At 40.7% G+C, this 25736-nt stretch carries 21 protein-coding genes, 11 tRNA genes and 1 pseudogene; 32 read left to right on the forward strand and 1 reads right to left on the reverse strand.

Translation table 11 applies throughout. The features are described from left to right. Positions 1 to 2: 2 nt before the first annotated feature. The 17 genes from ACEE75_RS00665 (at position 3) to recO (ending at position 7177) form a co-directional block, all read left to right on the forward strand. Positions 3 to 88 (forward strand) — tRNA-Leu (locus ACEE75_RS00665). A gap of 10 nt (positions 89 to 98) precedes the next feature. Then, positions 99 to 172 (forward strand) — tRNA-Arg (locus tag ACEE75_RS00670). A 6-nt stretch (positions 173 to 178) separates the two neighbouring features. Further along, positions 179 to 252: transfer RNA gene (locus tag ACEE75_RS00675), tRNA-Pro, on the forward strand. A gap of 10 nt (positions 253 to 262) precedes the next feature. Further along, positions 263 to 336: transfer RNA gene (locus ACEE75_RS00680), tRNA-Met, on the forward strand. Positions 337 to 353: 17 nt separating this feature from the next. Next, positions 354 to 427: transfer RNA gene (locus ACEE75_RS00685), tRNA-Ile, on the forward strand. 10 nt (positions 428 to 437) lie between these two features. Beyond that, positions 438 to 527: transfer RNA gene (locus tag ACEE75_RS00690), tRNA-Ser, on the forward strand. 14 nt (positions 528 to 541) lie between these two features. Continuing rightward, positions 542 to 615 (forward strand) — tRNA-Met (locus ACEE75_RS00695). Between the two features lie 17 nt (positions 616 to 632). After that, a tRNA-Phe gene (locus ACEE75_RS00700) sits at positions 633 to 705 on the forward strand. A 14-nt stretch (positions 706 to 719) separates the two neighbouring features. Then, positions 720 to 790 (forward strand) — tRNA-Gly (locus ACEE75_RS00705). A gap of 27 nt (positions 791 to 817) precedes the next feature. After that, positions 818 to 891: transfer RNA gene (locus ACEE75_RS00710), tRNA-Ile, on the forward strand. 3 nt (positions 892 to 894) lie between these two features. Then, positions 895 to 982, forward strand: a tRNA-Ser gene (locus tag ACEE75_RS00715). Between the two features lie 79 nt (positions 983 to 1061). Next, positions 1062 to 1892 carry a rod shape-determining protein MreC gene (gene mreC, locus ACEE75_RS00720; RefSeq protein ID WP_447574722.1) on the forward strand — a complete coding sequence of 277 codons (831 nt, stop codon included), beginning with the start codon at positions 1062 to 1064 and terminating at the stop codon, positions 1890 to 1892. Position 1893: 1 nt separating this feature from the next. Further along, positions 1894 to 2388, forward strand: a complete 495-nt coding sequence (mreD, locus tag ACEE75_RS00725; protein ID WP_447574720.1) for a rod shape-determining protein MreD — start codon at positions 1894 to 1896, stop codon at positions 2386 to 2388. Positions 2389 to 2499: 111 nt separating this feature from the next. Then, on the forward strand, positions 2500 to 3942 hold the full coding sequence (locus tag ACEE75_RS00730) for a PcsB-like coiled-coil domain-containing protein (protein WP_447574718.1): 1443 nt from the start codon (positions 2500 to 2502) through the stop codon (positions 3940 to 3942). Between the two features lie 227 nt (positions 3943 to 4169). Then, complete coding sequence (locus ACEE75_RS00735; RefSeq protein ID WP_354369909.1) at positions 4170 to 5138, forward strand: ribose-phosphate diphosphokinase; 969 nt, start codon at positions 4170 to 4172, stop codon at positions 5136 to 5138. Positions 5139 to 5247: 109 nt separating this feature from the next. Next, entirely contained in the window at positions 5248 to 6423 is a 1176-nt protein-coding gene (locus ACEE75_RS00740) for a pyridoxal phosphate-dependent aminotransferase (protein ID WP_447574714.1), read from the forward strand. Next, positions 6413 to 7177, forward strand: a complete 765-nt coding sequence (recO, locus tag ACEE75_RS00745; protein ID WP_447574712.1) for a DNA repair protein RecO — start codon at positions 6413 to 6415, stop codon at positions 7175 to 7177. Before ACEE75_RS00740 ends, recO begins: the two co-directional genes overlap by 11 nt. Before the next feature lie 110 nt (positions 7178 to 7287). Here recO and ACEE75_RS00750 read toward each other — a convergent pair whose 3' ends face one another. Then, positions 7288 to 7464: a hypothetical protein gene (locus ACEE75_RS00750; protein ID WP_447574710.1), complete on the reverse strand. Its 177-nt coding sequence runs from the start codon at positions 7462 to 7464 to the stop codon at positions 7288 to 7290. A 272-nt stretch (positions 7465 to 7736) separates the two neighbouring features. On the opposite strand from ACEE75_RS00750, the gene ACEE75_RS00755 reads away from it, so the two are divergent. From ACEE75_RS00755 to purH, 15 genes and pseudogenes are all read left to right on the forward strand, one after another. Next, positions 7737 to 8471 carry a LytTR family transcriptional regulator DNA-binding domain-containing protein gene (locus tag ACEE75_RS00755; protein ID WP_449164905.1) on the forward strand — a complete coding sequence of 245 codons (735 nt, stop codon included), beginning with the start codon at positions 7737 to 7739 and terminating at the stop codon, positions 8469 to 8471. Then, positions 8468 to 9832: a sensor histidine kinase gene (locus ACEE75_RS00760; RefSeq protein ID WP_449164892.1), complete on the forward strand. Its 1365-nt coding sequence runs from the start codon at positions 8468 to 8470 to the stop codon at positions 9830 to 9832. The genes ACEE75_RS00755 and ACEE75_RS00760 overlap by 4 nt, the downstream gene beginning before the upstream one ends. 111 nt (positions 9833 to 9943) lie before the next feature. Continuing rightward, entirely contained in the window at positions 9944 to 10678 is a 735-nt protein-coding gene (locus tag ACEE75_RS00765; RefSeq protein WP_449164893.1) for a hypothetical protein, read from the forward strand. 27 nt (positions 10679 to 10705) lie between these two features. Next, positions 10706 to 11581: an ABC transporter ATP-binding protein gene (locus ACEE75_RS00770; protein WP_449164894.1), complete on the forward strand. Its 876-nt coding sequence runs from the start codon at positions 10706 to 10708 to the stop codon at positions 11579 to 11581. A 1-nt stretch (position 11582) separates the two neighbouring features. Further along, positions 11583 to 12353, forward strand: coding sequence for a hypothetical protein (locus ACEE75_RS00775; protein ID WP_449164895.1), 771 nt, complete (start codon positions 11583 to 11585; stop codon positions 12351 to 12353). Between the two features lie 226 nt (positions 12354 to 12579). After that, the gene (gene plsX, locus ACEE75_RS00780; protein WP_449164896.1) at positions 12580 to 13572 is read left to right on the forward strand and encodes a phosphate acyltransferase PlsX; all 993 of its coding nucleotides are present in this window, start codon (positions 12580 to 12582) and stop codon (positions 13570 to 13572) included. A gap of 134 nt (positions 13573 to 13706) precedes the next feature. Continuing rightward, positions 13707 to 15208: pseudogene (locus ACEE75_RS00785) on the forward strand (IS1182 family transposase). 61 nt (positions 15209 to 15269) lie between these two features. After that, the gene (gene purC, locus ACEE75_RS00790) at positions 15270 to 15977 is read left to right on the forward strand and encodes a phosphoribosylaminoimidazolesuccinocarboxamide synthase (RefSeq protein ID WP_447574209.1); all 708 of its coding nucleotides are present in this window, start codon (positions 15270 to 15272) and stop codon (positions 15975 to 15977) included. 21 nt (positions 15978 to 15998) lie between these two features. Then, positions 15999 to 19718, forward strand: coding sequence for a phosphoribosylformylglycinamidine synthase (locus tag ACEE75_RS00795; protein ID WP_447574210.1), 3720 nt, complete (start codon positions 15999 to 16001; stop codon positions 19716 to 19718). A 121-nt stretch (positions 19719 to 19839) separates the two neighbouring features. After that, a complete protein-coding gene (gene purF, locus ACEE75_RS00800) occupies positions 19840 to 21297 on the forward strand; it encodes an amidophosphoribosyltransferase (protein WP_447574211.1) in 1458 nt (485 codons plus the stop codon). A gap of 2 nt (positions 21298 to 21299) precedes the next feature. Next, on the forward strand, positions 21300 to 21554 hold the full coding sequence (locus tag ACEE75_RS00805) for a hypothetical protein (protein ID WP_354368577.1): 255 nt from the start codon (positions 21300 to 21302) through the stop codon (positions 21552 to 21554). A 183-nt stretch (positions 21555 to 21737) separates the two neighbouring features. After that, positions 21738 to 22757, forward strand: coding sequence for a phosphoribosylformylglycinamidine cyclo-ligase (purM, locus tag ACEE75_RS00810; protein ID WP_449164897.1), 1020 nt, complete (start codon positions 21738 to 21740; stop codon positions 22755 to 22757). Next, on the forward strand, positions 22757 to 23296 hold the full coding sequence (gene purN / locus ACEE75_RS00815) for a phosphoribosylglycinamide formyltransferase (RefSeq protein ID WP_447574217.1): 540 nt from the start codon (positions 22757 to 22759) through the stop codon (positions 23294 to 23296). Before purM ends, purN begins: the two co-directional genes overlap by 1 nt. A 34-nt stretch (positions 23297 to 23330) precedes the next feature. After that, positions 23331 to 24029, forward strand: a complete 699-nt coding sequence (locus ACEE75_RS00820; protein ID WP_447574218.1) for a GNAT family N-acetyltransferase — start codon at positions 23331 to 23333, stop codon at positions 24027 to 24029. Positions 24030 to 24041: 12 nt separating this feature from the next. Next, entirely contained in the window at positions 24042 to 25589 is a 1548-nt protein-coding gene (gene purH, locus ACEE75_RS00825) for a bifunctional phosphoribosylaminoimidazolecarboxamide formyltransferase/IMP cyclohydrolase (protein WP_449164898.1), read from the forward strand. Positions 25590 to 25736: the final 147 nt, after the last annotated feature.

Raw genomic sequence — 25736 nt, forward strand, 5'->3', positions numbered from 1 at the left:
TAGCCGGGGTGGCGGAACTGGCAGACGCACAGGACTTAAAATCCTGCGAAGGGTAACCTTCGTACCGGTTCGATTCCGGTCCTCGGCATAATTGAATAGCACCCTTAGCTCAACTGGATAGAGTACCTGACTACGAATCAGGCGGTTAGAGGTTCGACTCCTCTAGGGTGCATTACTTCGGGAAGTAGCTCAGCTTGGTAGAGTACTTGGTTTGGGACCAAGGTGTCGCAGGTTCGAATCCTGTCTTCCCGATGAGAAAAATGGCGGTGTAGCTCAGCTGGCTAGAGCGTCCGGTTCATACCCGGGAGGTCGGGGGTTCGATCCCCTTCGCCGCTATTATTATGGATGGTTTTGGACCTTTAGCTCAACTGGTTAGAGCACTCGGCTCATAACCGAGCGGTCGTAGGTTCGAGTCCTACAAGGTCCATATTTTATTTGGAGGATTACCCAAGTCCGGCTGAAGGGAACGGTCTTGAAAACCGTCAGGCGTGTAAAAGCGTGCGTGGGTTCGAATCCCACATCCTCCTTTTTGTTTTAATATCGCGGGATGGAGCAGCTAGGTAGCTCGTCGGGCTCATAACCCGAAGGTCGTAGGTTCAAATCCTGCTCCCGCAATAACCTATTGTGGATATGGCTCGGTAGCTCAGTTGGTAGAGCAATGGATTGAAGCTCCATGTGTCGGCGGTTCGATTCCGTCTCGCGCCATTATAATTTAATATGCGGGTGTAGTTTAGTGGTAAAACTACAGTCTTCCAAACTGTTGTCGCGAGTTCGATTCTCGTCACCCGCTTTAAATGTTTTATTCCAAGCAGTGCTTGGGCGCGTAGCTCAGGTGGTTAGAGCGCACGCCTGATAAGCGTGAGGTCGGTGGTTCGAGTCCACTCGTGCCCATTTGGGGAATTACTCAAGAGGCTGAAGAGGACGGTTTGCTAAATCGTTAGGTCGGGAAACTGGCGCGAGGGTTCGAATCCCTCATTCTCCGTAAGTTTAAAAACGAGTTTATCGCAAGATAATCTCGTTTTGTTTTATATTTACACGGATATTTAGGTAAATAGGTAAAAATGAAAAAATATATTACATCACGTTTAGTTATTGCAATGGTTTCTATTGCTTTAGTTTTTTTTTCTATTAGTTTTTTATTTGTAAGAAAAAATTCAGAAGTGACTCGAGTTTTGAGTCCTCTTAATAATATAGTATCTGGAGTAGATCAAGTGGTGGGCACTCCTTTTCGTATGCTTGGCGTTTTCGTTAATAATATTTCAGATCTTTTTAAGACTTATGAGGAAAATCAGCAATTAAAGCGGGCGCTTTTAGATTTAAAAAATCAAGAATTACTTGTTGAAGAACTAAAGAATGAAAATGAGGAATTGAAATCAAATCTTAAATTTGGTGATGTATCTAGTGACAAAGTAATATTATCGACTTATGTAACTGGAAGGAGTTCAGAATCATGGTTGTCTAAAATTACGATTGCTGTTGGAGAAAACGATGGTGTAAAAGAGGGAATGCTAGCGTTGTCTGATGGTGGTTTAGTTGGTCAGGTGACTTCTGTTACAAAAAATAGTTCAACCGTTTCGCTTTTTTCAGATGTGAAGGGGATTCAAAAACTTCCTGTTAAAATGAGTGCAGGTACTGAAGAGATATATGCTATTTTAGAGGGATTTGACAAGGAAAAAAATAGTTTTGTTCTGAGTCAGAGTAATTCTGATGCGACAGTGAATAACGGAAGTAAGGTTGTGACAAGTGGATTAGATGGGCAAACTTTGGCTAATATCTTGGTCGGAGAAGTTGAGACGGTTGAAAATTCTGATGATAGTCTATCTAAAAAGATTTATGTTAAACCAGCAGCTGATTTTAATAAAATTAGTGTTGTAACCATTGTGGGTGATTAAGATGAAAAAACAGCAACATTTTTTATGGCAATATCCTTTAGTTTTGTTCTTTTCATTTTTTATTGATTCTCAGTTTACGGTTGTCTTAAGTGATTTACTTCCTTTTAATCTTCATCCAGAGTTTCATTTGTTTTGGATTATTGTTTTATTGATGTCATTTCGGTTGGAATTTCGGTCTCATTTTTTGATCTTGATTATTTTCGGATTATTTTATGATCTTCATCGTTTACAGTATATTGGGGTAGGATTATTTTTTTATCCATTGCTATTGTTGTTCTTATCTTATTTTAAAACTATTATACGTGGTAATAGATTATATCAAGCTTTAAGTTTTTTTATATTAATCTTTTTATTAGAAATATTGACATTTACTGGGGGAAAAGCTTTAAATTTAACAAGTGATTCATATGTCTATTTTATTACTTATACATTAGCCCCAACACTTGTACTGAACTTGATCATTTTTATAATAAGCCAGCATATCATAAAAGAATAGCTCGTTTTGTAAAAGAAAGAGATAACAAATTGTAATAAATGCGTAACATATGTTATGCGTTTTTTTGATAGAATATAAGATGTCTTATCGTAAAGGAGTGTATGAATTATTATGAAAAAAAGAATTTTATCTGCAGTTTTAGTCAGTGGGGTAACCCTAGGCTCTGCTGTGGCGAATGGAGTGAGTGCTGAAGATTATGATACGCAGATTTCAGCGCAAGATAATAAAATTTCAGATTTATCTACTCAAGAATTAGATGCTCAAGCTCAGGTTGCTTCTATTCAAGATCAAGTTAGTACATTACAAGCTCAACAGGATCAACTAGTTGCACAAACAGCTGATTTAGAGGCTGAGACAGAAGCGCTGGGTACAGAGATTGCAAAGTTATCTAATAAAATTGTTGCACGAAGCAAATCTTTAAAAAAACAAGCTCGTACAGTTCAGAAAACAAGTTCAGCAACATCTTATATCAATACATTGGTAAATTCAAAATCAGTCTCTGATGCTATTAGTCGAATTACAGCTATTAAAGAAGTTGTTGAGGCTAATAAGAAAATGATTGCTCAACAAGAAGCAGACAAGGCTGCTTTGGAAGCTAAGCAGGCTGAAAACCAAACAGCTATTAACACTATTTGGGAAAATCAAGCAGCAGTTGAAGAAAATAAATTAACTCTTGCAACTCAACAAGCAGAATTAGAAGTAGCTCAATTGAATTTGGCAGCTGAAAAAGCTAACGCTGAGGATGAAAGAGCGAAGTTATTAGAACAAAAATCTGCTGCAGAGGAAGCAGCTAAGCAAGCAGCTGCAGCAGAGGCTGCTGCACAAGCACAGGCAGCAGAGGAAGCAAGATTACAAGAAGAGTCTGTTGTTAAAGCACAAGAAGCAGCTGCACTTGCTCAACAACAAGCCGCATCGGAGGCAACAAGCGAGGTTGCTGTATCAGAAGCAGCAGTAAGTGAAGCAACAAGTGAGGTTGCAGTTTCAGAAGTAGCAGTAAGTGAAGCAACAAGCGAGGTTGCTGTATCAGAAGCAGCAGTAAGTGAAGCAACAAGTGAGGTTGCTGTATCAGAAGTAGCAGTAAGTGAAGCAACAAGTGAGGTTGCTGTATCAGAAGTAGCAGTAAGTGAAGCAACAAGTGAGGTTGCGACATCAGAAACTACAGTCGTTGAAACAGTAACAAGCGAATCTGCAGCAGCAGTAACAACACCTACTACAACTTCTAGTGTTAATACTTATCCTATCGGTCAATGTACGTGGGGAGTTAAAGAATTAGTATCATGGGCTGGTAATAACTGGGGAAATGGTGCGCAATGGGCTGCATCAGCGGCAGCAGCAGGTTTTTCTACTGGTTCAACACCTGTAGTTGGTGCGATTGCATCATGGAATGATGGTGGATATGGACACGTTGCTTATGTTACCGCTGTAGAAAGTGCCAATCGTATTCAAGTAATGGAATCAAATTATAATGGAAACCAGTATATTTCAAACTTCCGTGGTTGGTTTGATCCTACAGCAACATCATCAGGAGTTGTAACGTATATTTATCCAAATTAAAAAGCTTATCAACTATAATATGTTGATGATAAGTTAATGTTTAGAGGAGGCTAACAGAGTCTTCTCTTTTTTATTTTAGAATAGTGGCTCATTGTCACCTATAATGGATGACTTATAACTAAGTACGAGAGAGAATCAGATTGTTTTTCCTTTTTTATTGAAAAATGACGTGAAAAAAGATAAAATGATATAGGATAAAACTGATGACTATAACTTTGGAGGGAATCATGTCATACAATAATTTAAAGCTGTTTGCTTTATCATCGAATCAGGAGTTGGCTGAGAAGGTAGCTTCCACGATGGGAATTGAACTTGGAAAATCAACAGTTCGTCAATTTTCAGATGGTGAAATTCAAGTGAATATTGAAGAGTCTATTCGTGGACATCATGTTTATATTCTTCAATCAACAAGTTCACCTGTTAATGATAATTTGATGGAAATTTTGATTATGGTAGATGCATTGAAGCGTGCCAGTGCTGAAACCATTAATGTGGTGATGCCTTATTATGGGTATGCTAGACAAGATCGTAAAGCACGTTCACGAGAACCAATCACCTCTAAATTGGTAGCAGATATGCTTGAAGTTGCTGGCGTCGATCGTCTATTAACAGTTGATTTGCACGCAGCTCAAATTCAAGGTTTCTTTGACATTCCTGTCGATCATTTGATGGGGGCACCACTGATTGCCGATTATTTTGTGCGTCGCGGCATGACTGGTGAGGATTATGTGGTTGTTAGTCCTGACCATGGTGGTGTGACACGTGCACGCAAGTTGGCAGAGTTTTTGAAAACTCCAATTGCTATCATTGATAAACGCCGTAGTGTAGAAAAAATGAACACGAGTGAGGTGATGAATATCATTGGTAAGGTCGAAGGGAAAACTTGTATCTTAATCGATGATATGATTGATACAGCTGGAACAATTGCTCATGCTGCTGATGCGCTTGCTGAAGCTGGAGCTGTTTCGGTTTATGCAAGTTGTACGCATCCAGTATTATCAGGACCAGCACTTGATAATATTCAAAATTCAGCTATTGAAAAATTAGTTGTGTTAGACACGATTTACCTTCCAGAAGAACGTTTGATTGATAAGATTGAACAAATTTCCATTGCTGAGTTGATTTCAGAGGCTATTATTCGTATTCACGAAAAACGTCCTCTTTCACCACTATTTGAGCTTGGAAAAGCAAAATAAGACACTAGTTGACAAGTCTAGAAGTTTTCTAGGCTTGTTTTTGATTTATAGTGTAAAGTGTCAGAATTTTTTGTATAATAGTAGTACTATTTTTTTAAGAGGTAAGAGTATGAATTTACAGAATCGTTTTAATAAAAATTTGAATAAAATAGAAGTGTCCATGATTCGTCAATTTGATCAATCTATTTCAGATATTCCTGGGATTTTAAAATTAACCTTGGGTGAACCTGATTTTACAACACCAGATCACGTGAAAGAAGCTGCTAAGCGAGCCATTGATGCCAATAAAAGTTATTATACAGGGATGGCGGGTCTTCCTGAGTTGCGTCAAGCAGCGTCAGCTTTTGTAAAAGAAAAATACAATCTTGATTATAATCCTGATAATGAAATTTTGGTGACAATCGGAGCAACTGAGGCACTTTCAGCGACTTTGACAGCCATTTTAGAGCCAGGAGACAAAGTGTTACTTCCTGCTCCTGCTTATCCAGGCTATGAACCCATTGTGAACTTGGTTGGTGCTGAAATTATTGAGATTGATACCACTGCTAATGATTTTGTCTTGACTCCTGAGATGCTGGAAGAGGCTATTTTAGCTCAAGGAGATAAGCTAAAAGCTGTTTTACTTAATTATCCAGCTAATCCAACGGGTGTGACCTATTCTCGTAAGGAATTGGAAGCTCTTGCTGAAGTGCTTAAGAAGTATGATATTTTTGTTATCTCAGATGAGGTCTATTCGGAATTGACTTATACTGGTGAACCACATGTATCGATTGGGGAATTATTACCTGACCAAACGGTTGTTATTAATGGTTTATCTAAATCTCATGCTATGACAGGGTGGCGTATTGGACTTATTTTTGCGCCAGCCTATATCACAGCACAATTGATTAAGAGTCACCAATATCTTGTAACGGCAGCTACTACAAATGCTCAATATGCAGCGATTGCAGCTTTAACAGATGGAAAAAATGACACTGAGGCGATGAAAGTAGAATACGTCAAACGTCGTGATTACATCATTGAAAAGATGGAAGAGATGAATTTTAAAATTATTCGTCCAAGCGGAGCTTTTTATATCTTTGCTAAGATTCCTGTTAAAGAAGGACAAGATTCTTTTGCTTTCTTGCAAAAATTTGCACGTGAAAAAGCCGTGGCTTTTATTCCTGGTGTTGCTTTTGGGCAATATGGAGAGGGTTATCTTCGTATTTCTTATGCTGCAAGTATGGATTCTATTAAAGAAGCGATGACACGCTTAAAAGAGTTTATGGCTGAGTATGCAGACTAAGGAGTCTAAAGGAATTATTCTTTATAATCGGGCTTATAAGGAATCTGATAGGCTGGTTAAGATTTTTACAGAAGAAGCGGGAAAACGGATGTTTTTCGTGAAACAAGCTCCTCAATCCAAACTCCAGTCTGTGATTCAACCTTTAACAGTTGCGGATTTTATCATGACGATTAGCGACACAGGATTGAGCTATATTATGGATTATAAGAGTGTCAGAGCTTATCCTAAGATTAGTGGAGATTTATTTAGTTTATCCTATGCCACTTATCTTTTGGCTTTGACTGATGCAGCTATCAGTGATAAGGTATTGGATCCTCATTTATTTGCTTTTTTAGTTAAAACGCTTGATTTGATGGAAGAGGGGCTAGATTATGAGGTTTTAACGCTGATTTTTGAGTTGCAATTGCTAGATCGCTTTGGGGTCAAACTTAATTTTCATGAGTGTGCGATTTGTCACCGAGTAGGTCTGCCTTTTGATTTTTCTCATCGTATAGCGGGCTTACTTTGTCCAGATCATTATCAAGAAGACCCTAATCGTAGCCATCTTGATCCAAATGTTCCCTATCTTTTAGATCGATTTCAAGCTGTGCGTTTTGAGGATTTAAAAACCATTTCATTGAAAGCAGACATGAAGAAAAAATTGCGTGTGTTTATGGATGCTATTTATGATGATTTTGTGGGGATTAGGCTCAAAAGCAAGCAGTTTATTGATGATTTGGAAAAGTGGGGGCAGATTATGAAGCCAGAAGAATAAATATAGTCTTCTAGTCTATCTTTTACATGCATCTTGACTAATTTTAGTGATGTCTATACTTCATTGCTTCGTACTAAAGGTAAATTAATAAAACGATAGAAACAGCCTTCTCAGTGGAGAGGGCTGTTTTGTAGATAGTCTGTTAATTCTGCTCTAGCTTGGTCTGGTGTCAGGACAGCTAGAAAGGACAGATGGCTTCGGAAGCAGACTTGGTAGTCAGGCGCTTCATCAATCAAGATGAGCTGTCCAGTGTCATCTCGCTGGCGAATGGCTTTGGCTATCTTCATTCCATCCCAGAATATGTTTTGAGGGGTATTTATGATAAAATAGTAGTTAATTTGATGGGCGACGGGAAAATCTTCCTTGTGTTTGACTTGGAAGGGTCGCCCAAGTTGGTTTAAAATCCTTTCTATCGTGTTTGGATAGAAGAATGGTTTTAGGATATAGATCATGTAGGCTTCTTTCCTTTCTTTGATATATCTTAGTATAGGAGATTTTAGAGAAAATGGGGTGGAGCTGTCATGAACAGTCTTTATTTTGTCATGAATGGGGGGATGAGATGTTACGGATTTTTATCTTGGAAGATGATTTTATGCAACAAGCTAGGTTGGAGCAGGCGATTGAGGAAGCTGTAAAAACGAGTGACGTTGCCTACAAGACCTTGGAAGTGTTTGGTAAACCTCAGCAGTTACTTGAGGCTATAACAGAGACTGGAAACCATCAACTCTTTTTCCTAGATATTGAGATTAGAGGTGAGGAGAAGAAAGGGATGGAGATTGCACGGGAGATAAGGGCGCGTGATCCGCATGCTGTGATTGTTTTTGTGACGACGCATTCGGAATTTATGCCTTTGACCTATAAATACCGTGTGTCGGCTCTTGATTTTATTGATAAGGGGTTGGATGAGCCTGCCTTTAAGGAAGCGGTGGCAGATGTTCTCCAACATGCTTATAGTCATATTAGTCAGACGGTGAGCGATGATGCTTTTGTTTTCAAGAGTGAGTTTTCTCAGATTCAAGTTCCTTTTTCAGATATTTTGTATTTTGAAACCTCTTCAACGCCTCATAAGGTCGTCTTGACAACCAAGTCAGGTCATACAGAGTTTTATGGCAAGGTGTCAGATATTGCTAAAACGGATGAACGATTGTACCAGAGTCACCGGGCTTATGTAGTTAATCCTGCTAATATTCTTCGTGTGGATGCTGTGGAGCGGATGGTTTATTTTGAACAGGAGGAATCTTGCTTGGTCTCTCGAATGAAACTGAAAGGTTTGCTAGAGAGGGTTGGGAAATGATGGCTATTGGTTTAGTATTTCTAGTGTCCTTCATCGACTGGTTTATCAAGCTTGGAGTTTTTAATCAGTTGAGTCAGCTGAGCTTGAAATGGTGGCGATTGTTTGTTTTCTCAGGTCTATTCTCGGGATTATTCCTCCTTTTTCCAGACAGTGTTCCTTACCTTGAACCCTTTTATTTCTTGGTCTATCTTTTGATATTTCAACGGTCTTGGACTTGGTCTCAATCATTGTTCTACGGTTTGGCACCTTTTGTCTTGGTTGATTTATTTCAGCGAACCTTTGGGATTTACCAGCTTAAGTGGACAACCTTTCAACTATGGCAGACACGTCTGGAATGGCTTGATATTCTCTTTGTGGTAGTGGTCCTTTTGCTCTTTATTCCTTTTTATCGGACCTTTATCCGTTTGCTGGGAATGGATTTTCAGCACATGAAGAAGGTTTTTGCTTATCCAAAGTTTAAAAAGAGTCTCAAGAACCTTATTTATTCCATGCTCTTCTATGTTGTGATAATCCATACGCTCCTCATTTTGGGGCAGTCGGTAGGTGAAATGGACTTTTCAGTGTCGATTGGTATTGGAGGTAGCCTAGTTGATTTAGATTTTATTAAGATTTACTTTGCTTATTTTATCGGTAGTCTCTTTTTCCTCAACACCAAGTTAAAAGAGCAGTTAAGTGAGGAATTGCAGGAAGCCAAGGATGCTCAATTATCTTCTTTAGAAGACTACAGTCAACATGTGGAAAGCCTGTATAAGGACATTAGAAGTTTTCGACATGATTATACCAATATCTTGGTCAGTCTGAATGAAGCTATCAAGCAGGAAGATGTCAGTGAAATCAGGGCTATCTATCAAACGGTTTTAGTAGGGACAGACCAGAAATTTTATCAAGATGCCTATGATATTGGAAATCTAGCTCATCTGGATAATACTGCGATGAAAAGTATTTTATCTGCTAAGCTGATGGAAGCTCAAAGTCGGGGGATTCAGCTGACCGTTGAGATAGAAGAAGCCAGCACCGCTCCAGTAGGAATCGAATTGCTGGATATGGTGACCATCTTATCAATCTTTTTAGACAATGCCATAGAGGCAGCCAGTTTGTCAGCTGAGAAGAGTCTGCTTGTGGCCTATTTTGAAGACCAAGGTGAAAAAATTCTTATCATCGAAAATAGCACAGCAGAAGAACGGATTCAGACAAAATCTATCTTTTCTTATGGGAAATCCAGCAAGGGAGCGGGACGAGGCATTGGTTTGGCCAATGTACAGAAAATCCTGTCACACTATCCGTCTTGTAGACTGGTGACGACTAGTCAGGCTTTTCGATTCCGTCAAGAACTACATGTGCCACATACGGTTAAAACATAATATTTACCGTTCATGACAAATAAACGACCATTCATTAGAGTGGTCATTTTTTATTGCTCTTTTGGGTTATACTCTTCTTGTAAAACAAATCAAGTCCTAAGGAGTTAAATTATGAATCTGTTTCCTTCAGTATTTCGATCCGTTTTTAAAAGACGTGATGTGAATATTCTTTTAGCCTTTGCCTTTTTGCCCTTGCTAGTACCTAGCTTGGCTGGTATAGGAGCTCAAATCAACACAGATGTGGCAAGTAGTTGGCTTTCCTTTATCGTGTCGGCTTTGGAGTTGCAATTCCAATTGGTCTTACCTGCCTTAATCATGGGCTTTATCGTATCATCGGTCTTTCGTGATGAGATTGGTTCTGGAATCCTGTTTCTTTACAAGGATATCAAGAAATCCAGCATTCTTCACGCCAAGTTACTCAGTCTCTTTGCTGTCTATGTGATTTATTTCTTAGGGACAGTCCTTATCGCTAGTCTGACCTATGTCGTTACCATTGCTCCCCGATATGGTTTTCACTGGCTTCCTGCTCATCAAGCTGCTTATAGTTTGCTCTATATCTTGACGATGATTGGTTTAAATCTGATTTTACTTAGTCTGGTAGCGGCAGTATCTATCAAGCGAACAACCATAATGGCTGTCTTGACTGGGGTACTTTTTAACCTTTTTGCTCAAATCGCTCCACTTTTAAATGGTTTTCGCTATACTTTCCCACAGACCTATGCGACCAAACTGGCTGGACAGTTTCCATTTGGACTTGCTCTTGCCATTAGTCTAGGTTTGATCCTGTTATATTTTGGATTGGCTTATCGTTCGGCACGTAAGAATTTTGAAAAAATTGAATATTAAAAGATACCTAAGAAAGAGAGAATAACAATGCTTACAATCAAGAACCTATCAAAACAATTTGCTGGAAATGACTTTTACTCATTAAAAGATGTGAGTTTGGAGATTAAAAAGGGTGAAATCGTCGGCCTTATCGGTAAAAACGGTGCTGGGAAATCGACCTTGATGAAATTGATGGCTAAATCCCTCAAGCCGACAACAGGAACCATTACCTATAATGGTGTGGATATTCATACAGCAGATAACTTGCTCAAAGATTTTGGGATTATGATTGACCCTGTTTTCTATCCAGAGATGTCGGTTATCGACAATTTGAAGTTTTACCTGACTTTGCATGGTCGGACAGAGATGTTTCCAAATATTGAAAAGACTCTCAAGCTCTTAGACTTGTGGGAGGCTCGCAATCGTAAGCCAAAAGGGTTCTCATTTGGTATGAAACAGCGGACGGCCTTGGCTATCGCGATGGTAGCAGAGCCAGACTTCCTTATCTTGGATGAGCCTTTTGTGGGCTTGGACCCTGTCGGTATCCAACAGTTGATCGATATTCTCAAATCTTGGTCACAGGAGCGCAATATCTCTATGCTGATTTCCAGTCACCAGCTTGGCGAGTTGGAAGCTCTCTGTGAGCGCTATGTCTATATCGAAAAAGGTCAGTTGGCAGATGAGTTTGCTGGGCAGTCAGCTCCAAGCGTCTTGGTAGAGGTCAATAGCAGAGCAGATAAGGAAGCTCTCTCAGCTTATCTGACAGAGGCAATCACTCTGGATGGGGATATCCTAGAGATTTCCACTCAGGCAAGCAGTGGAGAACTCAATGCTGTCCTTGCCTACCTAGCTAGTCAGAACTTGATCAGCAAGCTTCATGTAAAAGAAAACCACTTGAAAGAAATTTTTAGTCGAGGTGAATAGTATGTTAGCAATTTTTAAACCTGTTTTTGCCAGTGTTTGGAAGAGGAAGGAAACCAAGATTTTCCTTGCCTTTGCCCTCCTCTTTCCGACTCTCTTTATGGCTTCAACCTTTTTACCAAAAGGTTCCAACTTCATGGTGCCTGGTGCAAGTGACGGCTATCTTTATTCATTTGTCGCTTTGACTGGTAGTTTATTTAAGTCTTCAAATGACTTTACTCTACCTATCCTTGCCCTTTTCTATCTAACCTATACAGTCTTCAAGGGTGAGGCGGATAGTCATACTATGTTTCTCTATAAGGACATCAAGCGTCAGGACATCTTTTGGGCCAAGGTCTTGAGTCTGGTGACGATTGTCCTTATTTATACAGGAATCTTCCTATTGGTGATGGTGCCTTATTACTACACACGTATTGGTCATCTGGACTATGCGACCTTGACTTTCTGGGATCATCTGGCGGATGAAAATGCAGGGTTTGCTCAAAGTATCCTTGGCGGCATGCTAGATATGTTGGTCTGTGTCTTACTGGCTGCTTGTGTTTCCTTGTACTCAGGGGTCGGAGCGACTATGGCAGTTGCCCTTGGTTACTCACTTGGGTCAAGTATTTTAGCAGTATTTGGTTTAGCTAGTTTCTTTCCAACTGGTAACATTAATGCCTTGTATGAAGGAGCAAGCCTGTTTTCAACATTAGGAACATCTGTTTTGGTTACTTTGGTTTATTCGACGGTATTAGCCTATCTGACCTTGAAGTATTTCAAGAAGATGGAATTTTAAGATACTATCCCTTTTCTTGCTAGAGAAGGGGATTTTTGTTTTGCTCTGCTATTTTCAATATCGTCATTTAGTTTTTCTTTTATTACTTCGTTAACTCGCCTTGCCTAACTCCAGTTATGCCTGCGGCTCGTTGCCTAGTACTAAAAGTAAACTAAAAGACTATAATAGGAAAAAAGTTAAAATCGTGCTATAATATCTCTAAGACTAAAGTGAAGGAACTAGATAGATGAAACGTATTGCAGTAGATGCTATGGGTGGGGACCATGCCCCTCAGGCAGTGGTAGAAGGTGTCAATCAAGCCTTGGCTGCCTTTCCAGACATTGAAATTCAATTTTATGGTGATGAGGCTAAAATCAAGCAGTATTTGACAGCGACAGAGCGTGTCAGCATCGTCCATACGAAGGAGAAAATCAATTCAGATGATGAGCCTGTCAAGGCTATTCGTCGTAAGAAAGAGGCTTCTATGGTACTAGCGACCAAGGCTGTCAAGGATGGTCAGGCAGATGCAGTCTTGTCAGCTGGAAATACAGGTGCTCTTTTGGCGGCAGGCGTCTTTGTCGTCGGTCGCATCAAGAACATCGACCGTCCAGGTCTTATGTCTACTTTGCCAACTATGGATGGTCAGGGATTTGACATGATGGACTTGGGGGCAAATGCTGAAAATACAGCTCATCACCTCTATCAGTATGGTATTCTTGGCTCATTTTACGCGGAGCACGTGCGTGGTGTCAAACAACCTCGTGTGGGACTTTTGAACAACGGTACGGAAGATACCAAGGGCACGCCAGTTCACCAAGAAGCCTATAAACTCTTGGCGGAAGACAAGTCGATTAACTTTATCGGGAATGTGGAGGCGCGTGAGTTGCTTAACAGCGTGGCAGATGTGGTCGTGACGGATGGTTTCACGGGAAACGCTGTGCTGAAAACAGTTGAAGGGACTGCAAAATCCATCATTGGTCAGTTGACTGGCTCAATCAAGAATGGTGGTTTGCGTGCTAAATTGGGTGGTCTTTTGGTTAAGCCGACTCTTAAAAAAGCCTTGGGGGCGATGGACTATAAGAAAGCTGGCGGTGCTGTCTTGCTTGGCGTGAAGGCACCTGTCATTAAAGCACACGGATCAAGTGATGCGACAGCTATCTACTATACCATTAAGCAAATCAAAAAAATGTTGGATACAGATGTGGTAGCAAAATCCGTAGCTGCTTTTACAGAAGAATAGTAAAAATGTTCGTATATAGCGAACATTTCAGAATGAAGACAAAGTCGTTAGAATTTTAATTCTAACGGCTTTTTCATGCGTAAAGTAATATAATAGAGATAGGAATCCAGTTAATAAGTAGAGGGAGAATCGCTATGTTACACAAAGAAAACCCAGACTACAATCGCGGTCAATTTGGTTTCTACAGTTTAGATGACCTTGTTCCTCAAAATCATCTCCTTCGTCAAATAGAGGAAGCTATTGACTTTTCCTTTATCTATGACTTAGTCGCAGATAGCTATAGCGATGAAACAGGGCGTCCTAGTCTTGACCCTATTCTGCTCATTAAAATTCCAATCCTTCAGTGTCTCTTCGGCATTCGTTCCATGCGTCAAACCATTAAGGAAATCGAAGTCAACACTGCCTACCGTTGGTTTCTTGGTCTTCGACTGGATGATAAGGTGCCTCATTTCACTACCTACGGAAAGAACTATGTCCGTCGTTTTCAAGATAGACAAGTTATTGAAGGCATTTTCACCCATATCTTAGGTCTCTGCGTCAATGCAGGCTTCATAGATCCAACAGAAATTTTCATTGACGGCACCCATATCAAGGCTGTGGCGAATAATCGTAAATTCATCAACCGCGAAGTCGAAAAGCAAGCCAAGTTTATGAGTGAGCAACTAGAAATTGAAATCAATAGAGACAGAGTGAAGCACGCAAAAAAGCCGCTAGGGCCTGCAAAAGAGGAGGAGCCCATCACTAAGAAAATTTCTACAACCGACCCAGAAAGTGGTTGGTTTCATAAAGGGGACCATAAGGAAGTATTCGCTTATACAGCTCAGGTTGCTTGTGACAAGCATGGTTGGGTTCTGGCTTATAGCGTTGAGGCTGGCAATGTCCATGACAGTCAGGCCTTTCCTGTACTCTTCGCTAAACTCCAACCCTTTCAGCCTAGCTTTCTCATTGCCGATTCTGGTTATAAGACCCCTAGTATTGCTCGCTTCCTGCTAGAACAAGAGATTACTCCTGTTTTCCCTTACACACGACCAAAGGGGAAGAAGGGGAAACTACGCTCGAAGGATTTTGTTTATGATGAATACTATGACTGTTATATCTGTCCTGAGAATCAGGTCTTAACCTATCGCACTACAACCAGGGAAGGTTATCGGGAATATAAGAGTGATTCAGCTATCTGTGCTACTTGTCCACTTCTATCAATTTGTACAGAAAGCAAGAATAAGCAGAAAGTGGTAACTCGACACATTTGGAAAGAGGCTTTAGAAACCTGTGAAGAGATTCGGCACAAGAAAGGCATGAAGGAGCTCTACCAGAAGCGGAAAGAAACCATTGAACGTCTCTTTGGGACGGCCAAAGAGTACCACAATCTTCGTTATACAAGAGAGAAAGGCAAGTCCAAAATGGAAGATAAAGTTGGACTGACTTTGGCGTGTTTAAATCTAAAGAAATTGGTAAGAATGAGGGCAGGGAAGCCTTTTTATTTTGCACAAATAACTACTATGATGGAAAAAAGACGGACTATCAGACCAATAAACAGAAAAAGACAAACATCAATCGAGATGTTTGTCTTCAGTCTGAAATGTTCGTATATAGCGAACGTTTTTATTTTGTTTGTTTTAAATTGTTAGGTATTTGATTGAAAAAGAGCATTCTTTATGTTAGAATGAGGGTGATAAAAACGAAAGGCGAACAAAAATATGTCGAGAGAGTTGATTTATTCGGGGAAAGCAAAGGATATTTTCGCAACAGAAGATGAAAATATTATTTTGGCTCAGTATAAAGATCAAGCCACAATGCTTAATGGTGCTAGAAAAGAGACGGTGGATGGTAAAGGGAAACTGAATAACCAAATTTCATCATTGATTTTTGAACACTTAAATGCAGCAGGAATTGCGACGCATTTCATAAAGCAAGTGTCCGAAACAGAGCAACTAAATCAAAAAGTAGAGATTATTCCACTAGAAGTAGTATTACGCAACTATACAGCGGGTTCCTTTTCAAAACGTTTTGGTGTAGATGAAGGCATCAAACTTGAGCAACCGATTTTGGAATTTTATTACAAAAATGATGATTTGGATGATCCTTTTATCAATGATGAGCATGTTGCCTTTTTAGAAATTGCAAGTGCTGATGAGCTAGCTTTCTTGAAAGAGGAAACACGTAAAATCAATGCTGTCTTGACAGACTTGTTTGCTCAAATTGGTTTGACTTTGATTGATTATAAATTGGAGTTTGGACGCACGGCAGATGGCAAAATTATTTTAGCAGATGAAGTATCTCCAGATACGAGCCGCCTTTGGGATGCAGAGGGTAATCATATGGATAAAGATGTCTTTCGTCGTAATATTGGCTCCATCACAGATGTCTATACTGTCGTTTTAGAAAAGTTACAAGAGTTGAAATAAGGAAGGATTTGGGAGTTCCAGATGGATAAACGTATTTTCGTTGAGAAAAAGGATAATTTTCAGATTAAAGCAGAATCTTTACTGGCAGAATTAATTCATAACCTGCAGTTAACGAGTTTGAAACATCTGCGTTTGGTACAGGTTTATGATGTTTTTGGTTTAGAAGAAGAGCTTTTTGGGCAGGCTGAACAACACCTTTTTTCTGAGCCTGTGACAGATAATATCTTAGCAGACGATGCTGTGGCAGAGCTTTTTCATCAAGTGTATTTTGCGATTGAGGCTTTACCTGGTCAGTTTGATCAACGTGCAGCGAGTAGCCAAGAGGCGCTTTTCTTACTAGGAGCTAAAGATGTTACAGTCAAAACAGCTCAACTATATGTGGTTAATGCTGATATTTCATCCTCTGAGCTTGAGTCGATTAAAAAGTATCTGTTAAACCCTGTCGATTCACGCTTTAAGGATATGGAGAAAGCCTTGGTTTTGGAAGGCTACTCAGCCTCATCAACAACTATTCCTAACTTAGAGATTTTTGAAACTTATACAGCAGAAGATTTTAAGGCTTATAAGGCTCAAGAAGGTCTGGCTATGGAAGTGGACGATTTACTCTTTATCCAAGATTACTTTAAATCTATTGGGCGTGTGCCAACTGAGACAGAGTTGAAAGTTTTGGACACTTACTGGTCTGACCATTGCCGTCATACGACCTTTGAAACGGAATTAAAGAAAATTGACTTCTCAGCGTCAGCTTTTGAAAAACAATTGCAAGCGACATATGATAAGTACATAGCAATGCGTCAGGAGTTAGGACGTACTGAAAAGCCACAAACCTTAATGGACATGGCTACTATCTTTGGGCGCTATGAGCGTGCTAATGGGCGTTTAGATGATATGGAAGTATCTGATGAGATCAATGCTTGTTCTGTTGAAATTGAAGTTGATGTTGATGGTGTTAAAGAGCCATGGTTGTTGATGTTTAAAAATGAAACCCACAACCATCCGACAGAAATTGAACCTTTCGGAGGCGCTGCTACTTGTATCGGTGGTGCGATTCGTGATCCTTTGTCAGGTCGTTCCTATGTTTACCAAGCTATGCGTATTTCTGGAGCGGGTGATATTACAGAGACGATTGCAGAGACACGTCAAGGGAAACTTCCTCAGCAGGTGATTTCTAAAACTGCAGCACATGGTTATTCATCTTATGGAAACCAGATTGGCCTTGCGACAACTTATGTTCGTGAATATTTCCATCCAGGTTTTGTTGCCAAACGTATGGAGCTTGGAGCTGTAGTGGGGGCGGCACCAAAAGATAATGTGCGTCGTCTTAAACCTGAAGCAGGTGATGTTGTTATCTTACTTGGAGGTAAAACAGGGCGAGATGGTATCGGTGGTGCTACAGGTTCATCTAAGGTTCAAACGGTACAATCGGTAGAAACTGCTGGGGCAGAAGTCCAAAAAGGAAATGCTATTGAAGAGCGTAAAATTCAACGCCTTTTCCGTAATCCAGCTGTTACCCAATTAATCAAAAAATCTAACGATTTTGGAGCAGGCGGTGTCTGTGTGGCTATTGGTGAGTTAGCTGATGGTCTTGAAATTGACCTTAATCAAGTGCCACTTAAATATGCGGGACTTAATGGAACAGAGATTGCGATTTCTGAATCACAAGAGCGTATGGCAGTGGTCGTTGCTCCTAAGGATGTTGAACGATTTATCGCTGAGTCTGAAAAAGAAAATATCCAAGCAGTTGTTGTCGCAAAAGTGACTGAAAAGGCGAATCTTGTGATGACTTGGAATGGTCAAAAAATTGTTGATATTGAACGTTCTTTCCTTGACACTAATGGTGTTCGTGTAGAGGTGGATGCGCGTGTTGTTGATAGTGAACTCTCTCAACCTTATCAGGTGACTACCTCTAAAGAAACTCTAGAACAAGATGCTGTTAAGGTATTGTCAGATCTTAATCATGCTAGTCAAAAAGGCTTGCAGACGATGTTTGATAGCTCTGTTGGACGTTCGACTGTCAATCACCCTCTTGGTGGACGTTTTCAAATTACCCCAACGGAGAGTTCGGTTCAAAAATTACCAGTACAAACTGGGGTGACTAATACAGTTTCTGTTATGGCACAGGGTTATAATCCTTATATTGCCTCTTGGTCTCCTTATCATGGTGCAGCCTATGCTGTTATTGAAGCGACAGCACGTTTAGTTGCTACTGGTGCGCAATGGTCTAAGGCACGTTTTTCTTACCAAGAGTATTTTGAACGCATGGATAAAGAAGCTGAGCGTTTTGGAAAACCTGTTGCGGCTCTTTTGGGATCTATTGAAGCTCAAATTCAACTGGGACTGCCATCTATTGGTGGTAAGGACTCCATGTCTGGAACTTTTGAGGAGTTAACGGTTCCTCCGACCTTGGTGGCATTCGGTGTGACAACAGGTCAGGCAGACCGTGTGCTTTCTCCAGAATTTAAAGCAGTTGGAGATTATATTTACTATATCAGAGGCGTGGAGTTAGCAGTAGATATTGATTTTGAGCGGATTAAGTCTAACTTTATCAGCTTTTCAACCTTGCAAGAGGAGTATAGTATCACCGCAGCTTCAGCTATTAAATATGGTGGTCTTCTAGAAAGTCTTGCAGTGATGAGCTTTGGTAACCGCATTGGTGCAGAAGTGACCGTATCAGATCTAGAGCATGTCTTACAAGGGCAATTAGGTGGTTTTGTCTTTACGAGCCCAGACGACATTGATGGTGTCGATAAGATTGGATTCACAACGCTGGATCACGATATTAGTTTGAATGGACAAGTTTTATCTGGTTCGAACTTAGCATCAGCTTTTGAGGGTACTCTGGAGTCAGTTTATCCTACAGTTTTTGAACAAGACAAAGAACTCAAAGAGGTTCCTAAAGTCGTTTCAGATGCTGTTATTAAAGCTAATAGTTCTGTAGCAGAACCTGTGGTATATATCCCAGTCTTTCCAGGAACAAACTCTGAATATGATTCGGCTAAAGCTTTTGAACAAGAGGGCGCTAAGGTTAATCTTGTTCCATTTAGAACACTTAACCAAGAGGTGATTACTCAATCTATCGAAGAAATGGTTGCTAATATCGAAAAGGCCAACATCCTATTCTTTGCAGGTGGATTCTCTGCAGCAGATGAGCCTGACGGTTCGGCTAAGTTTATCGTTAATATCTTGTTAAACGAGAAAGTTCGCGCTGCTATTGACAGCTTTATTGCAAAAGGTGGGCTGATTATTGGTATCTGTAATGGTTTCCAAGCTCTTGTCAAGTCAGGCTTACTTCCATACGGGAACTTTGAAGATGCTACTGAAACATCACCAACCCTCTTTTATAACGATGCTAACCAGCACGTGGCAAAAATGGTTGAAACACGAATTGCCAACACTAACTCACCGTGGCTTGCTGGTGTGGAAGTCGGTGATATCCATGCTATTCCAGTTTCTCATGGGGAAGGTAAGTTTGTGGTAACGGATCAAGAGTTCGAACAGCTACGAGAGAATGGTCAAATCTTTAGCCAGTACGTTGACTTTGCAGGGCAACCAAGTATGGATTCTAAGTACAATCCAAACGGCTCAAGTCATGCGATTGAGGGAATCACGAGCAAGAACGGTCAAATCATTGGTAAGATGGGACATTCAGAACGTTACGAAGATGGTCTTTTCCAAAATATCCCAGGAAATAAAGATCAGCATTTGTTCCGTAGCGCTGTTGCTTACTTTACAGGAAAATAAGCTAGTGGGCTAGGCAAAAAAATGCCTGCTCTAGCTAGATGACAGAAAAGGCTGGGGATGATATCCTAGCTGTAGGTTTACGCATTTTTGCTAGTGCAAGAAATGCAAAGGAAAAAGAATGATGACATATGAAGTAAAATCGCTTAATGAAGAATGTGGAGTTTTTGGGATTTGGGGACATCCACAAGCGGCTCAGGTCACGTATTTTGGCCTTCATAGTTTACAACACCGTGGTCAAGAAGGAGCTGGCATCTTGTCTAATGACAAGGGTCAACTTCATCGCCACCGTGGCACTGGTTTAGTATCAGAAGTCTTTAAAAATACTGCTGATTTAGAGAAGCTAACAGGACAAGCTGCAATTGGGCATGTTCGTTATGCTACTGCTGGAGCAGCTTCTATCGATAACATCCAGCCTTTCTTGTTTAATTTTACAGATATGCAGATTGGTTTGGCTCATAACGGAAACTTGACCAATACCTTGACATTAAAAGCGGAGTTGGAACGAAGTGGTGCTATTTTTTCAAGTTCATCAGATACAGAAATTTTGATGCACTTGATTAGACGTAGCCATAATCCAGATTTTATGGGTAAAATCAAGGAAGCATTAAATACTGTAAAAGGGGGCTTTGCTTATCTTCTGATGTTAGAGGATAAGTTAGTTGCTGCTTTAGATCCAAATGGTTTTCGTCCCCTTTCAATTGGGAAAATGAAAAATGGTGCCTGGGTTGTTGCAAGTGAAACATGTGCCTTTGAAGTTGTTGGTGCAGAGTGGGTGCGTGATGTTGAGCCTGGTGAGATTGTTGTTATTGATGATAGCGGGATTTACTATGACACCTATACCACAGATACACAATTGGCTATCTGTTCAATGGAGTATGTTTACTTTGCTCGTCCTGACTCAGTCATTCATGGGGTAAATGTCCATACTGCTCGTAAAAATATGGGGCGTCGTTTAGCTCAAGAATTTCAACATGAAGCCGATATTGTTGTGGGGGTTCCCAATTCCTCACTTTCAGCTGCTATGGGGTTTGCAGAAGAGTCAGGTTTACCAAATGAGATGGGCTTGATTAAAAATCAATACACTCAGCGGACTTTTATTCAACCAACACAAGAGTTGCGTGAGCAAGGTGTTCGTATGAAGTTATCAGCGGTCTCTAGTGTGGTGAAGGATAAGCGCGTGGTTATGATAGATGACTCGATTGTTCGTGGAACCACTTCCCGACGCATTGTTCAGTTACTTCGTGATGCTGGGGCTAAGGAAGTCCATGTTGCCATTGGTAGCCCTGAGTTAAAATACCCTTGTTTTTATGGGATTGATATCCAAACGCGTCGAGAGTTAATTTCTGCTAATCATACGGTTGATGAAGTCTGTGAGATTATTGGTGCAGATAGTTTAACCTACCTTTCTTTAGAAGGCTTAGTGGACTCAATTGGTCTGGAAACTGATGCACCAAATGGTGGGCTTTGCGTTGCTTACTTTGATGGGAATTATCCTACCCCTCTTTATGATTATGAAGAAGAGTACCTTCGAAGTTTAGAGGAAAAGACAAGCTTTTATATTGAAAATGTGAAGAAATAGTAGTGATAAAAATTCTTTCAAGGCTGAAGCGTTTCGTCTTCGCTGAAATCGTCTTGGTGTTGATTGGTCTTGGTAGTGGTATCTGGAATTGGTTTCAACATGGCTTTTCAAAAGCTTGGTTACCAATGTTGGTAGCTGTTATTTTAGGTGTTTCTGCCTGGCAACATCATGGACTTCGAATTGAGTTAGAAAAGCAGATCAAGTTAGAAGACAGCTCTGCTATTTCCAAAGAAAGGAAAGAAAATGACAGAAAATAAAAATGCTTACGCCCCACGTCTTACCACTGACTAAAGGCTAAAGCATTTGTCAGTGGACGCTTTGTCCTATGGGACCAAAGCTAAAGACCTGACTAGTTTTTTCAGTCGAAATGATGGTTTGACTGAAAAAACGTCGCAATCTCCAAAATGGTTTTTTGACAAAAAAAGAGAAGGAAAAATATTATGACAAAAAATGCTTATGCTCAATCTGGTGTTGATGTTGAAGCGGGTTATGAAGTTGTTGAACGTATTAAAAAGCATGTAGCTCGTACAGAGCGTGCAGGGGTTATGGGAGCTTTAGGTGGCTTTGGTGGTATGTTTGACCTTAGCCAAACAGGTGTTAAAGAGCCTGTTCTTATCTCAGGAACGGACGGTGTTGGGACTAAACTTATGCTTGCCATCAAGTATGATAAGCACGACACTATTGGTCAGGACTGTGTGGCCATGTGTGTCAACGATATCATTGCAGCAGGTGCTGAACCCCTTTACTTCCTTGACTATGTTGCTACTGGGAAAAATATCCCTGAAAAACTAGAGCAAGTTGTAGCTGGTGTTGCCGAAGGCTGTGTCCAAGCCGGTGCTGCTTTGATCGGTGGTGAAACTGCTGAAATGCCTGGTATGTACGGTGAAGACGATTATGACTTGGCTGGATTTGCTGTCGGTGTGGCTGAAAAATCACAAATCATTGACGGTTCAAAAGTTGCTGAAGGCGATGTTCTTCTTGGTCTTGCTTCAAGCGGCATTCACTCAAATGGTTATTCACTGGTTCGTCGTGTCTTTGCTGATTATACGGGTGACGAGGTCCTGCCAGATCTTGAAGGTAAACCGTTGAAAGACGTTCTTCTTGAACCGACACGCATCTATGTGAAAGCGGTGCTGCCACTTATAAAGGAAGAGTTAGTTAACGGTATTGCCCACATCACTGGAGGTGGTTTCATTGAAAATGTCCCACGTATGTTTGCGGATGATTTAGCGGCTGAAATTGAAGAAGATAACGTTCCTGTTCTTCCAATTTTCAAAGCTCTTGAAACATACGGTAGCATCAAACACGAAGAAATGTTTGAAATCTTCAATATGGGTATCGGTTTGATGTTGGCAGTTAGCCCTGACAAGGTTGAGCGCGTGAAAGCCTTGCTTGACGAGCCTGTTTATGAACTTGGTCGCATCGTGAAAAAATCTGATGCAAGTGTGGTGATTAAGTAATGAAAAAAATCGCAGTTTTTGCTTCTGGCAATGGCTCAAACTTTCAGGTAATTGCAGAGCAATTTCCCGTTGACGTTGTCTTTTCAGATCACCGAGATGCTTATGTCTTAGAGCGTGCAGAAAAGCTTGGTGTGACAGCGCATACGTTTGAACTCAAGGAGTTTGATAACAAAGTCGCCTACGAAGAGGCAATCGTTGCGTTACTTGAACAATATGGCATTGACTTGGTTTGCTTGGCTGGTTATATGAAGATTGTTGGTCCGACTTTGCTAGCGGCTTATGAAGGTCGTATCATCAATATCCACCCTGCCTACCTTCCTGAATTTCCAGGAGCTCACGGTATTGAAGATGCTTGGGAAGCAGGAGTTGACCAGTCTGGTGTGACTATCCACTGGGTTGACAGCGGTGTGGACACGGGCAAAATCATCAAACAAGTACGTGTGCCGCGCCTACCAGATGATACCATTGAAAGTTTCGAGGCTCGCATTCACGAAGCAGAATACCAGCTCTATCCAGAAGTTATCCAATCTCTTATCTAACTAAAAAGGTAGGCGGCCTCAGAGAGGAGTTTATATGCCAGTTAATGACTATGGTCAAACTATTGGAGACTTGGTTGAGGATTTTTCAGGTGGAAGTGTTCCAAAGATTACAGAACTGCTAGGTAAGACTGTTAAAGTTGAAAAATTGAGTGACAAACATATAGCTTCGCTTTATGAAGTTTATGGACCGACTTCCCCGAAAGAAAATTGGACCTATTTACCAATTGATCGTTTTGAATCTTTTACCGATTACCAAGAGTTTATTAGAGAGAAAATTGATTCTCAAGATCCTTATTATTTAGCTATTGTTGATCTGAAAACGCATCAAGCTTTGGGAACATTTGCCTTAATGCGTAATGATCAAGTGAATGGTGTGATTGAGATGGGTTGGGTAATCTATTCTAACCAACTTCAACGAACACGTATGGCTACTGAAGCGCAATTTTTAGTGATGGCATATGTTTTTGAAACGATGGGGTATCGTCGTTATGAATGGAAATGTGATCATTTAAATAAACCATCTCATCAGGCTGCACGACGTTTAGGCTTTACTTATGAAGGAACTTTTAGACAAGCACTCATTAATAAAGGACGAAATCGTGATACCGATTGGTTTTCACTGTTAGATAGTGAGTGGAGAGTAAATAAATTAAGACTAGAAAAATGGTTATCTGATGATAATTTTACAGCAGATGGTCGACAGATTGTTTCGTTACAAGATATTCACGTATGAAAGGAAAAATAAATGACTAAACGCGCACTGATTAGCGTATCAGATAAGGCGGGCATTGTTGACTTTGCCCAAGAATTGACAAAACTTGGTTGGGAGATTATCTCAACTGGAGGGACAAAGGTTGCCCTTGATAATGCTGGGGTTAAAACCATTGCGATTGATGATGTAACAGGTTTTCCTGAAATGATGGATGGTCGTGTTAAGACGCTTCATCCGAAAATCCATGGTGGGCTGTTGGCACGTCGTGACACAGAAAGTCACTTGCAGGCGGCTCAAGATCATGAAATTGGCTTGATTGACTTAGTGGTGGTTAACCTCTATCCTTTTAAGGAAACCATCCTCAAACCAGATGTGACTTATGCCGATGCGGTTGAAAATATTGATATCGGTGGACCTTCAATGCTTCGCTCCGCAGCCAAAAACCATGCTAGTGTGACCGTTGTTGTTGATCCAGCAGACTATGCTGTAGTGCTTGATGAATTGTCAGCAGATGGAGAAACAACTTATGAAACGCGTCAACGCCTAGCAGCAAAAGTCTTCCGTCATACAGCAGCTTACGATGCCTTGATTGCAGAGTACTTTACGGCACAAGTTGGTGAAACCAAGCCTGAAAAATTGACGATCACTTACGATCTCAAACAACCAATGCGCTACGGTGAAAACCCGCAGCAAGATGCCGACTTCTACCAATCAGCGATTCCGACGGACTATTCGATTGCATCAGCTAAACAGCGCAACGGTAAGGAACTCTCTTTCAATAACATCCGTGATGCGGATGCGGCGATTCGTATTATCCGTGATTTTAAAGACCGTCCAACGGTTGTGGCACTCAAGCACATGAACCCATGTGGCATCGGTCAAGCCGATGACATCGAGACAGCTTGGGATTATGCTTATGAAGCTGATCCAGTATCCATTTTCGGAGGCATAGTTGTGCTGAACAGAGAAGTAGATGCTGCGACGGCTGAAAAGATGCACCCGATTTTCTTAGAAATCATCATTGCACCGAGCTATACAGAAGAAGCGCTAGCTATTTTAACCAATAAGAAGAAAAATCTCCGTCTTCTTGAGTTGGCTTTTGATGCGCAAGATGAGAGTGAGATTGAAAAAGAGTACACGGGTGTTGTCGGAGGTCTTTTGGTACAAAACCAAGATGTCATTGCAGAGGATCCATCTGATTGGCAAGTGGTGACAGACCGTCAACCAACAGAACAAGAACAAGCTGCACTTGAGTTTGCTTGGAAAGCTTGTAAATATGTCAAATCAAATGGTATTATTGTCACAAATGACAAGATGACACTTGGTGTTGGCCCTGGTCAAACCAATCGTGTTGCCTCTGTTCGTATCGCTATTGAGCAGGCTAAGGAGCGTCTTGAGGGAGCTGTCCTTGCTTCAGATGCTTTCTTCCCATTTGCAGATAATATCGAAGAAATTGCAGCCGCAGGCATTAAAGCCATCATCCAACCGGGTGGTTCTGTGCGTGACCAAGACTCTATCGATGCTGCTAACAAACATGGCTTGACCATGATCTTTACAGGCGTAAGACATTTCCGTCATTAAACCTGATATTTAAAAAATAGAATCATGAGAGGCTGGAATTTTCCAGCTTCTTTTTGTTTGGATTACTATTAATTAGTAGTTTATGACAAGTGTATCAAAATGTTACATCTATGATACAGTTTCTTTAAGAAGCCTTAAATAGACATT

Source organism: Streptococcus sp. 11273D007BT (assembly GCF_053547195.1).